This is a genomic window from Salinivibrio sp. HTSP (assembly GCF_003390965.1).
Classification (GTDB): Bacteria; Pseudomonadota; Gammaproteobacteria; order Enterobacterales; family Vibrionaceae; genus Salinivibrio; species Salinivibrio kushneri.
The window spans coordinates 1-6885 of sequence record NZ_PXUD01000019.1 but is presented as its reverse complement, the minus strand read 5'-3'; the positions used below and the strand labels follow the sequence as shown (position 1 = coordinate 6885).

Annotated in this window: 6 protein-coding genes; all 6 read left to right on the top strand. The window is 52.3% G+C overall.

The genetic code is table 11. The features are described from left to right. Positions 1-298, top strand: a 298-nt coding sequence (locus C7A19_RS15745; protein WP_235614260.1) for a hypothetical protein, incomplete at its 5' end; no start/stop codon positions are given. Positions 299-723: 425 nt separating this feature from the next. Continuing rightward, positions 724-1911 carry an ectoine hydrolase DoeA gene (gene doeA, locus C7A19_RS04420; RefSeq protein ID WP_069363118.1) on the top strand — a complete coding sequence of 396 codons (1188 nt, stop codon included), beginning with the start codon at positions 724-726 and terminating at the stop codon, positions 1909-1911. Positions 1912-2068: 157 nt separating this feature from the next. Further along, a complete protein-coding gene (doeB, locus tag C7A19_RS04415) occupies positions 2069-3064 on the top strand; it encodes a N(2)-acetyl-L-2,4-diaminobutanoate deacetylase DoeB (protein WP_077457175.1) in 996 nt (331 codons plus the stop codon). A gap of 10 nt (positions 3065-3074) precedes the next feature. Continuing rightward, complete coding sequence (locus C7A19_RS04410; RefSeq protein WP_116644288.1) at positions 3075-3563, top strand: Lrp/AsnC family transcriptional regulator; 489 nt, start codon at positions 3075-3077, stop codon at positions 3561-3563. A 257-nt stretch (positions 3564-3820) separates the two neighbouring features. After that, positions 3821-5380 carry an NAD-dependent succinate-semialdehyde dehydrogenase gene (locus C7A19_RS04405; protein WP_116644287.1) on the top strand — a complete coding sequence of 520 codons (1560 nt, stop codon included), beginning with the start codon at positions 3821-3823 and terminating at the stop codon, positions 5378-5380. Between the two features lie 32 nt (positions 5381-5412). Continuing rightward, entirely contained in the window at positions 5413-6816 is a 1404-nt protein-coding gene (locus C7A19_RS04400; protein WP_116644286.1) for an aspartate aminotransferase family protein, read from the top strand. The last annotated feature ends 69 nt before the right edge of the window (positions 6817-6885 follow it).

Genomic DNA, 6885 nt, shown 5'->3' with positions numbered 1-6885 from the left:
TGGATCACACTATTTTAATTCATTAATTCGCTGCGGAATGACGGTTAATTCATCGCCGTCGGAAAAAATAGTTTTCTTTTCCAAGTATGCACTAATGCTCCTTAGCGCAGGTCAATACATGTCGATATTTTTTTACGGTGGTAAGGTAAAAGGCGGTTACGATGCCGGAGACATACTCTTTTTCAACGATACGATAGTAGACGCTCTCCAGCTGCCTGGCTACATACAATTTTTTGCCTTAGCAGTTGCTCTTTACCTCTGTGTATTTTGTCATCCAAAGCACAGGAAAGACACGTAGGATGCGGGATAACGTGTTGCCTAGACCATTCATGATCGGTTTCCGCGTACTCTGTGTGTCCCCTTCCCACGCTTTCCCGCTTCACGCCAACACTTGCCTGTCTGCACAAATTGGCAGTTTAGTGACAAATTTGTTGCTAATATAACTTGACGGGTTTTCACTCTATGGTTTAACTCTTAAATAGAGGCGAAACAAAATCTTATCCAGTGAGCAGGCCGAACGGGCTCACTGAGCAACAGCCGCACCAGACAGTAGAGTCGCCTGGATAAGACCGCGCAACACTCGCGCTTCCTCCGTTTGTTCGATAAGAAGACCGAAAAACGGCACCTTTCTGTACCGGTAATCATACTTGATCCAAGTTTGATTACCGGTCAGTAGTACGTTTATCAGCGCCACAGTCGTGGTATTGAACAGGAGTCACGCGTATGAGCGACGTTGTATTGAAGTTCTCTCACGAAGAATACAGCGCCCGTTTAGCCAAGGTTCGCTATGCCATGGAAGAACATGAAATCGACACCTTGTTGGTGCACGACCCCTCCAACATGGCGTGGCTTACCGGTTACGATGGCTGGTCTTTCTATGTGCCTCAGTGCGTAGTGATTGGCGCAACGGGTGACCCTTTGTGGTTCGGTCGTATCCAAGACGCCAACGGTGCGCTGCGTACTGTCTACATGAGCGCTGAGTGCATCACCTACTATCCTGACCATTACGTGATGAATCCACCGCTCCACCCCATGGAGTACCTTTGCAATTACGTCCTGGCAGAGCGTTATTGGGATCGTGGCCGCATCGGCGTTGAGAAAGACAACTACTATTTCAGTGCCACCGCCTTTGAGTCGCTCAAAGAAAATCTACCGATGGCAACGCTGGTCGATACGACTGGGCTGGTTAACTGGTGTCGCGCGGTCAAATCCGATCAAGAACTCACCTACATGCATACGGCCGCCCGCATCGTGGAGAACATGCACCGCGTCGCCTTTGAGATGATCGAGCCCGGCTTACCCAAGCACCTACTGGTGGCCGAAATCAATAAACACGCGGTGGTCGGCCACGATGGTCACTTTGGGGATTATGCCGCGATCGTGCCGATGTTACCTTCGGGCGGTGATGCGGCAGCGCCTCACTTAACGTGGGATGATCGTCCGTTTAAACGGGGAGAAGGGACCTTTTTCGAAATCGCCGGGGTGCATCGCCGCTATCACTGCCCACTCTCTCGCACTATCTTCTTAGGAGAGCCGGGCTATGAATTCTTGCGTGCTGATGAGGCTTTACAGGCCGGTCTCGAAGCAGGTCTCGCGGTCGCCAAGCCTGGCAACACATGCGGAGACATTGCCAACGCCCTCAACGATGCCTTGTTACGCTATGGGTTTGATCGAGAAGGCGCGCGCTGTGGCTATCCGATAGGATTAAGCTATCCACCCGATTGGGGCGAGCGCACCATGAGCTTGCGCCCAAGCGATCAGACGATGCTGCGTGAGGGAATGACCTTTCACTTTATGCCAGGGCTGTGGATGAAAGACTGGGGCATCGAAACCACAGAAAGCATTGTGATCACCCGCGATGGTGCGCAAACTTTGTGCGACCTGCCGCGCCAGTTGTTTGTCAAACATTAGCTTGGTATAACGAGTCAGAAACGGAGTACCCTACTTGTGCCCTTTTCTGTTCAGCCTGATTATTGTTTTTAGCTACACTCATAAGGTGATGATTTAAAGATTAAACTTTACCCGTTTCCGCCGGATTGAGCGTCACAACAGATCACAAGGAGAGGTTATGGAACCCACCGCAATTGAAGCCACCGTCGATTTTCATGCCGATGGTGTACAGCATGGCTTTCTTAAACTGCCTCATTCACACGACCAATCCGCTTGGGGCTGTGTCACCATTCCAATCACTGTGATTAAAAACGGCGAGGGAAAAACGGCTCTACTCACAGGCGGCAACCATGGGGATGAATACGAGGGCATTACTGCATTACTCAATACCTGCCACCAACTGATGCCCAGTGATATCAAAGGCCGAGTGATTATATTGCCGATGATGAACGCGCCCGCAGTAACCGCAGGCACGCGTACCTCGCCTTGGGATCAAGGCAACATGAACCGCGCTTTTCCTGGTTCACCAACCGGCAGTGTTACCGAACAAATTGCCGATTACTTCACCCGATATTTGATCCCGCAGTGCGATACGGCTTTAGACATTCACTCAGGCGGTAAAACCTTAGATCTTATTCCCTATGCGGCTTCACACCGCTTGGAGAACCTTCAACAAGCCGACGCCTGTGCCGAAGGGGCTCGCCTGTTTGGTGCCCCCTATCAAGTACAAACCACTGAAATGGATGCCACCAGCATGTACGACACGGCGGTAGAGCAACAAGGGAAAGTATTTGTCACCACCGAACTGGGTGGCGGTGGCACCAGCACCCCTGAATCGATCGCGATTACCCAACGTGGTATTCACAACTTTTTAGTGTTTTCGGGCATTCTACAAGACGATTATCGCCACCCCTCGGTCGCGCCCGTCAAACTCGAGTTACCCGATAAACACTGCTATGTACAAAGCGAACACGCGGGTATTATTGAGTTCTGTGTGCACTTGGGCGAGACCATCAAAAAAGGCGATTTGATTGGTAAAGTGCATAACATCGAGCGTACTGGCACCGAGCCCGTTCCCTACTATGCCGAACGCGACGGTATTTTACTGGCCAAACGTCACTTGGGACGGATTTACATCGGCGATACCTTTGCGGTGATTGCCGAGCCTGTTTAACGGAGGGGCCATGAAGCTGGATAAATTCGATATCAAAATCTTGCAGATCCTGCAGCAAGATGGCCGCATCACCAAATCTCACCTCGCACAGGCGATCAACCTGTCTGTGAGCCCTTGTTGGGAGCGGGTAAAACGGCTCGAGCAAGCGGGGATCATCGAGGGCTATAGCGCCCGTATCAACCCGGATGCGGTGGTGAAGTTAAATACCGTGTTAGTCGAAATCACTCTCGGCCAGCACGATGTCGACAGCTTTCAACGCTTTGAGCGCGCCATGCAAGCCTGCGACGATGTCAAAGAATGTTGGGCGACAGGCGGTGGGATAGACTATATCGTTCGTCTTGGTGTCACCGACATTGATTATTATCAGCGCCTTATCGACAGCTGGCTAACTGATGACCTTGGCATCAAACAGTACTACACCTACATCGTCACCAAGCAAGTGAAGCGCCCCTCTCTCACCTTACCGCTTGAAACGCCAGACATTGCTGCTAATGGTTAAACCAGACTTATCCTTGCTTGCGCATGCTCAATGACGCTCGCGCATGCGTTGTTAACCTCTGAGCAATACCTGTCACGTTATCACGGGAAATGCCCGTTTCTCTTGTGACCAGAAAATTTTCTACTGCTATTGCGCGGTTTCAGAAAAAATTTCGTTAATCCCGCACCTGAACAAAAAACCTCTTTTTCGTACATTGCATACAGTAACAGTAGGCAAACGCTGATAGGCAGCGTGGCGATTTTCAATCAGGAGGGAGTATGACCGTATTCCAATCACGCGATCTTCACTACTCGGGAAGCGCAGCCAATGCATTGCGCCACGACGTAGCCGGCAAAGCCAGCTCCGACGTGCTTGCCTACCTCGACGATCAGCGTCTTTTTCGTCAGCTCGCCTATTGCAACGGCAAATGGGTCAATGGTGACTCTGATACGCCGGTGCTCAACCCCGCGACGGGCGAAGTGCTTGGTTACACCGCATCACTCAACGCCACGCAAATCAATCAAACCATTGATGACGCCGAAGCCGCTTTCCATTTGTGGCGCGCTGAGTCGGCCGAAACGCGCGCCAAGCTGTTGATGAAATGGCACGACCTCATCATGGAAAACCAACACGATCTCGCGCATCTGATGGTGCTCGAGCAAGGCAAAACACTGCGCGACGCCGAGGGTGAAGTCGAGTATGGCGCGTCGTTTATTCACTGGTTTGCCGAAGAAGCCAAACGCGTGTATGGCGACACCATGCCTAGCCATATTCCCAATGCGCACCTAGCGACATTACGTGAACCTATTGGCGTGGCCGCCTTGATCACCCCATGGAATTTCCCTAATGCGATGATCACCCGTAAAGCGGCAGCGGCTCTCGCGATTGGCTGTAGTGTGATCGTCAAACCCGCAGAAGAGACACCTTTCTCAGCCCTCGCCCTAGCCGAATTGGCCGAACGTGCTGGGATCCCTGCCGGTGTATTTAACGTGGTGATGGGCGACGCCCCCATGGTCTCCACCCAGCTTTGTCAAAGTGACAACGTTAAAGCGCTAAGCTTTACCGGCTCAACACGTGTCGGTCGGTTATTGCTCGAGCAAAGTGCGCAAACCGTGAAAAAATGTGCCATGGAGCTTGGCGGCAATGCGCCCTTCATTGTGCTGCCTGATATGGATATTCAACAAGCGGCGCGCGCGGCCATCGATGCCAAGTTCCAAACATCGGGGCAAGATTGCTTGGCCGCCAACAAAATTTTGGTGCCACGCGACAAACATCAAGCGTTTGTCGATGCCTTCGCCGCGTTGATGGATGAACTTGAAGTGGGCAATGGTTTGCTGCCCAGTACCGATATTGGCCCTCTCATTTCCGCACGGGCAGTGGACAAAGCGCAAGCAATCGTCGATGACGCCATTGCCAAAGGGGCGACCGTGATGGGCGGAAAGCTCAACCCCAACCTCGGTGAAAACTTCTTTGCGCCTACGCTTATCACCAAAGTGACGCCGGATATGTTGGTGTACCAAGAAGAAAACTTTTGCCCGGTAGCGGGCGTGATTGCCTACGACAATCTGGATGAGGCCATTGCGATGGGCAACGATACCGAGTATGGGCTCTCAGCCTATGTCTACGGCAATGATATTCGTGATATTTGGCGCTGTCTGCGCGGCCTTGAAGTCGGCATGGTCAGTGTCAACTCAGTGAAAATGACCGGCCACCCGATTCCCTTTGGTGGCGTCAAACAGTCGGGCTTAGGCCGTGAAGGAAGCCGCTATGGCATCGACGAATTTAGTGAAATCAAATACTACTGTTTAGGTGGCTTGCCCACGGTGAGCGGCAGCTAATTCAGGTTTGCTGACGGATAAGGAGACTGATCATGCGTCCAGAAACAAAAGCCTTGTTGGAAAAAGACAGAAACACCGTATTCCACGCCTCAACGCACTTAAAGCAGTATGCGCATGGAGAGATGCCAGGGCGAGTGATTGAAACAGGTAAAGGCATTCGTATTACTGACTCAGAGGGGATTGAGCTAATTGATGGCTTCGCTGGCCTCTATTGCGTCAACATCGGCTATGGCCGTGAAGAAATGGCCGACGCCATTTATGAGCAAGCGAAAAAGCTCGCGTATTACCACACCTATGTGGGCCACACCAACGAAGCGCTGGTGACGCTGTCGGAGCGCCTGATCAACATGGCTCCCGGCATGAGCAAAGTCTATTACGGCATGTCAGGCAGTGATGCCAATGAGTCACAGCTCAAGATTGTTTGGTACTACAACAATGCGCGTGGCAAGCCTGAGAAAAAGAAAATCATCTCACGGGATCGGGGTTATCACGGCTCCAGTGTCGCATCCGGGTCACTCACGGGGTTACCACTGTTCCATGCGCATTTTGATCTGCCCATTGAGCGCATCAAACACACCATGGCCCCCTACTATTATCGTCGTGAAGACACCGGCATGACCGAGCCTGAATTCGCACAACATTGTGCCGATGAACTGGAGAAAATGATCCTTGCTGAAGGCCCGGATACGGTCGCCGCGATGATTGCTGAACCGGTACTCGGCACGGGTGGCATCGTACCGCCCCCCGAGGGCTACTGGGCGGCGATTCGCAAAGTGCTGGATAAATACGATGTGCTGCTGATCGCCGACGAAGTGGTGTGTGGTTTTGGTCGTATCGGGAGTGATTTTGGCTCGATTTACTATGATATGAAGCCTGATCTGATTACCGTTGCCAAAGGGTTAACCTCTGCCTATCAACCGCTCTCCGGGGTGATGATCGGTCACCGAGTGTGGGATGTTTTGGAAGATGGTACCGATGCATGGGGCGCGATTGGTCATGGTTACACCTACTCTGGCCACCCACTGGGCGCGGCAGCTGCACTGTGTAACCTTGATATCATCGAGCGCGAGAATCTGACTCAGAACGCCGCGACCACGGGTGAATATCTGCAAATGAAAATGAAAGCCGCGTTTGCGGATCACCCATTGATTGGTGACAGCCGAGGTGTCGGTTTGCTCCATGCGCTTGAGTTTTCACCCGATCGTGCCAACCGCAGCCATTTTGACCCCAGCCTGAAAGTTGGGCCACAGGTCGCCGCGGCGTGTATGGAGCAAGGTCTGATCGCGCGTGCCATGCCACATGGCGATATTCTTGGTTTCGCCCCACCCTTGGTAGTCACCCCTAATGAGGTGGATGAAATTGTCGCCAAGGCGCAAGTCGCTGTCGATAAAGTGATGGATAAGCTGGTCACCAGCGGACAATGGCAGCCCAAATAGCGTGATGACTCCTATCCAACAAGCATCGAGTAGGGTGAGGCGTTGCCGCCTCATCCCTCTCACAGAACC